The organism is Amycolatopsis pittospori (genome assembly GCF_013870525.1).
In the GTDB taxonomy this organism is placed as follows: domain Bacteria; phylum Actinomycetota; class Actinomycetes; order Mycobacteriales; family Pseudonocardiaceae; genus Amycolatopsis; species Amycolatopsis pittospori.
Window position 1 is genome coordinate 1 of record NZ_JACBXD010000180.1, and the last position, 4,474, is coordinate 4,474.

At 71.7% G+C, this 4,474-nt stretch carries 1 protein-coding gene; it reads right to left on the reverse strand.

The annotated features are described in order from the left end of the window. On the reverse strand, positions 1-4,474 hold a 4,474-nt coding region (locus tag H5J31_RS39405), incomplete at both ends, for a type I polyketide synthase (protein ID WP_181777748.1).

Below are 4,474 nucleotides of genomic sequence, written 5' to 3' on the forward strand. Positions count from 1 at the left end.
GGGTTCCCAGCCCGGGGTGCCGGCGGGAAGCGGCGCGGGCGTCAGCCGCCGGGCCAGCACCCCGTGCTCGCGGACGGCGAGCTGATCCTCCCCCGGCTCGGCGGCGAGCACCCCGAGCATCCGGTCCTGGTCGACGTCGGTGCATTCGCCGGGCAGGTCCAACATTCCGCCCCAGCGCACCGGATACTCCAGCGCGGCCACCCTGCCGAGCCCCCAGAGCTGCGCCTGGACCAGCCCGGCCACCGGCTCACCCTCCACTGTGGACACCGCGTTCTCGGTGGCGCACCACAGTGGAGCGTCGAGCGCCGCGTCGCCGAGCGCCTGGATCAGGGTCACCGTGGCGGAGAGGCCCGCCGAGGCGGACGGGTAGTCCGGGTGCGCCCGCTCGTCGAGGCCGACCAGCGACAGCACGCCATCGACCTGCCCGGCACCGACGGCCGCGCGAATCCGGCCGGCCAGCACGGTCCGCTCCTCACCGGGTTCAACGTCCACGACGCTCACATCGGCTCCCGCCCGTACCAGCAGCTCGGGCGAACGCAGGGACCACTCCCCTGACAGTCCGGCCGCCCGCACCACCAGCCAGCGGCCGGTCAACGTCGTCGCGCGGGCGCCGGCGATCGGCCGCCACTCCATCCGGTAGCGCCACGAGTCGGTGTCGTCCCAACGGACGCCGGGCACCGGGCCGTCGAGCCAGTAACGACGGCGTTGGAAGGCGTAGGTCGGCAGATCCACCCGCCGGGCACCGCCGAAGAACGCGTCCCAGTCCGGGGCGAGTCCACTGACCTGGAGTCGCGCCAACGCGGTGAGCAGCGACCGCACCTCGGAGCGGTCCTTGCGGGAGGCCGCGGCCAGCGTCGCGGTGTCGCCGACCGAGTCCCTCGCCATCCCGGTGGACACCCCGTCCGGTCCGAGTTCGAGGAACACCCCGACACCGAGTCCGGCCAGGTGGCGCACACTGTCCCCGAAGCGGACCGTGTCACGAACGTGCCGCACCCAGTACCCGGCGGTCCGGATCTGCTCGGTGGCGAGCTCGCCAGTGCCGTTGGAGACGATCGGGATCTCCGGCGCGTGATAGGTCAGCTTCCCGGCCACCTCCGCGAACGCGTCGAGCATGGCGTCCATCCGGTGCGAGTGGAACGCGTGGCTGACGCGCAGCCGCTTAGTCTTGTGGCCACGATCGGCGAGCTCCCCGGCGATCTTCAGCACCGCTTCCTCGTCGCCGGCGAGCACTGTCGCATCGGGACCGTTGACTGCGGCGATCGACACCCGTCCGTCGATCGGCAACGGCAGCACGTCGCTTTCGGGCGCCTGCACGGAAACCATCGCCGAGCCCTCGGACGGCAGCGCCTGCATCAACCTGCCCCGCGCGGCGACCAGCGTCGCGGCGGCGTCGAGGTCGAGGACACCCGCGACATGCGCGGCGCTCAGTTCGCCGATCGAGTGGCCGAGTACGTAGTCCGGCCGCAGGCCCCAGGCCGTGACCAACCGGAACAGCGCCACCTCGAACGCGAACAGGGCCGCCTGCGTGTAGCAGGTCTGGTCCAGCAGGTCGTCTCCGGCGAAGGCCACGTCCCGCACACCGCGTTCGGCATGGCCCGCCAGCTCCACGTCGAGCCGATCGCAGACCTCGTCGAAGGCTTCGGCGAAGACCGGATAGGTCTCATACAGCTCGCGTCCCATCCCCGGCCGCTGCGAGCCCTGACCGGAGAACAGGAAGGCGCATTTGGCCTCCTCACGGGGCATTCCGCGCACGACGTTCGAGGCAGGCCCGTCACCGGCGAGCGCGTCCAGACCACGCACCAGCTCGTCCCGGTCGGCCGCCACGATCACGGCGCGATGCTCCAGCGAGGCACGTGTGGTGGCCGCCGAGAAGGCCAGGTCCGCGAGCGCGGTCCCGTGGTCTTCCTCCACAAAGGACTTCAGGGTGAGCGCCTGCGCGGCGAGCCCTTCGGTACTGCGTGCGGACACCGGTACCAGCACCTGCGGCAGCTCGACGGTGGTCTTGTCGACCTGGTCGAGATCAGGCGCCTGTTCGATGATGGCGTGGGCGTTGGTCCCGCTGATGCCGAACGAGGACACCCCGGCCCGGCGCGGGCGGCCGGTCTCGGGCCAGGGCACCGGCCGGTCCACGATCCGGACGGTGCCGGCCGACCAGTCCACATGGGACGAGGGCAGCTCCGCGTGCAGGGTGCGCGGCACGATCCCGTGCCGTAGCGCCAGCACCATCTTGATCACCCCGGCGACGCCGGCGGCACCGAGCGTATGGCCGATGTTGGACTTCACCGAACCGAGCAACAGCGGGGCCTGCCTGTCCTGCCCGTAGGTGGCCAGGAGTGCCTGGGCCTCGATCGGGTCGCCGAGCGAGGTCCCGGTGCCATGTGCCTCGACCGCGTCCACTTCGGACGCCGCCAGTCCGGCGTTCGCCAATGCCTGGCGGATCACCCGCTGCTGGGAAGGCCCATTCGGCGCGGTCAGCCCGTTGGACGCCCCATCCTGGTTGACCGCCGAGCCGCGCAGCACGGCGAGCACCGGATGCCCGTTGCGCCGGGCATCGGAAAGGCGTTCCAGCAACAGGATTCCCGCGCCCTCGGCCATCCCGAATCCGTCGGCCTCGTCGGAGAACGCCTTGCACCTTCCGTCCGGTGAAAGCCCGCGCTGACGGCTGGCGGCGATCAACGTCTGCGGGGTGGCGAGCACGGTCGCGCCGCCCGCGAGGGCCAGCGCACACTCCCCGGATCGCAGTGCCTGCGCCGCGAGGTGCAACGCCACCAGCGAAGAGGAGCAGGCCGTGTCCACCGACATGGCCGGGCCTTCCAGCCCGAGCGTGTAGGAAACGCGGCCGGACAGCACGCTGGCACCGGTACTGGTGACGAGATAGCCCTCGTCGGCCTCCGGCACGTTCGCCGCGAGAGCGGCGTAGTCCTGACCGCTGGTGCCGGTGAAGATGCCGGTCCGGCTGCCACGCAGGGACAGCGGGTCGATCCCGGCGCGCTCCACGACCTCCCAGCAGGTTTCGAGCAGGAGCCGCTGCTGCGGGTCCATCGCGGCGGCTTCCCGCGGGCTGATGCCGAAGAAGCCCGCGTCGAAGTCCCCGGCGTCCCGCAGGAAACCACCCTCTCGGACATAGCTCTTGCCCGGTGCGTCCGGGTCGGCGGCATACAACGCCGCGAGATCCCAGCCACGGTCGGTCGGCAGCCCGGAAATGGCGTCCGTACCGGATTCCAGCAGCCGCCACAGATCCTCGGGCGACCGCACACCACCGGGGAGGCGGCAGCTCATCGCCACGATCGCGATGGGCTCGTCCGCCGGGGCGGCGTTTTCGGCCGCCCGCACGGGGGCGGTCCGGCCGAACAGCTCGGCATGCAGGTACCCGGCCACCGCCGTCGGGGTCGGGTGGTCGAAGACCAGCGTGGCAGGCAGGCGGATGCCGGCGACTGTCTGCAGGCGGTTGCGGAACTCCACGGCGGTCAGCGAGTCGAAACCGAGGTCCCGGAAGGCGCGCCGGGCACCGAGGTTCTCGGTTCCGGAATACCCGAGCACCGTCGCGGCCTCGCCGCGGACCAGTTCCAGCAAGGCTTCGAGCCGCTCGGCCTCGGTCCTGTCCGCCAGCTTGGCCACGAGTGAGGACGTGCCGGTCCGCTCGTCCTCGGCGGTTCGCTTCGCCGGAATCCGGACCAGCCCTCGGAACAGGGCGGGCAGCGAACCGGTTCTCGCCTGCCCCCGCAGCGCCGCGAAATCGAGCCGGGTGGGCACGAGCAGCGCGTCGTCCAGCGCCGTGGCGGCGTCGAACAACGCCAATCCCTGCTCCGCCGACATCTCCAGCGTGCCGTTGCGGGCGATCCGGGTCAGGTCGGCTCGGCCGAGTGCCTCCGCGGAGGCACTGCGGTCGGCCCACATCCCCCACGCCAGCGAGACCGCCGGTTCGCCCTCGGCACGGCGATGGTGGGCCAGCGCGTCGAGGAAGGTGTTGGCGGCGGCGTAGTTCGCCTGTCCCGGCGAGCCGAAGATGCCCGCGCCCGAAGAGAACAATACGAACGCGTCCAGGTCACCGGTCAGTTCGTGCAGGTTCAGCGCGCCGTCGATCTTCGGCCGCAGCACCGTTTCCAGCCGATCGGCCGACAACGAGCCGAGTACGCCGTCGTCGATCACCCCGGCGGCGTGGACGACCGCGGTGAGCGGGTGCTCGGCGGGAACGGTGGCCAGGAGTCCGGCCAGCGCGGAGCGATCAGCGGCGTCGCAGGCGGCGAACCGGACCGAAGCGCCGAGCCCACTGAGATACGCGCCCAGTTCGGCCGCGCCGGGGGTGTGCTCACCGCGTCGGCCGGTGAGCAGCAGATGCCGCACCCCGTGCCGGGTGACCAGGTGCTCGGCGAACAACGCGCCGAGCGCGCCCGCGCCACCGGTGATCAGGACCGTGTCGACCTGGCCGGAGACGGCCATCGCGTCGACGGCGATGCTCCCGAAGTCGTTCACC